General features: G+C 48.8%; 1 protein-coding gene. It reads right to left on the reverse strand.

Annotated elements, in window-relative coordinates:
- A partial coding sequence (locus H6A60_RS12695) for an ATP-binding cassette domain-containing protein (protein ID WP_205105210.1) occupies window positions 1–165 on the reverse strand: 165 nt, incomplete at its 3' end.
- Between the last annotated feature and the right edge of the window lie 253 nt (window positions 166–418).

Genomic DNA, 418 nt, shown 5'->3' on the forward strand with positions numbered 1-418 from the left:
ATCCGAGAGTCCTGCGATGATGCGTAGAAGCGTCGACTTGCCGCATCCAGACGGTCCGACAAGCGTCAAAAATTCGCCCGGATGAATCGTGAGGTTAATGTCGTTGAGAATAGTTTTCCCGTCGACTGCTTTCGTTAGGTGCTCTAAAGAGACTTCTGCTGGCATACGGCCCTCCGCGCTGTGGCTATGTCCGCTTGATTTCGGACTCGCCGAGTAGCTTAGGGAGGGCGCGTGAAGCTTTGTTTACATGGCGATGAAGAGATGGTCACGAAATTGTGACGCTAGTGTTTAGACACGGTGCACCTGCCATGACAATGAAGCAGTTCAAGTTCAGGCAAAAAAGTCTTCAACTGTACATGAGAGTGGCTTTCCGCAGGTTCTTTTGCAAAGGCATGATCAGTAAATTTTTATATAATGA

Origin of the sequence: Sutterella massiliensis (genome assembly GCF_016899755.1) — a bacterium.
Lineage (GTDB): Bacteria > Pseudomonadota > Gammaproteobacteria > Burkholderiales > Burkholderiaceae_F > Sutterella > Sutterella massiliensis.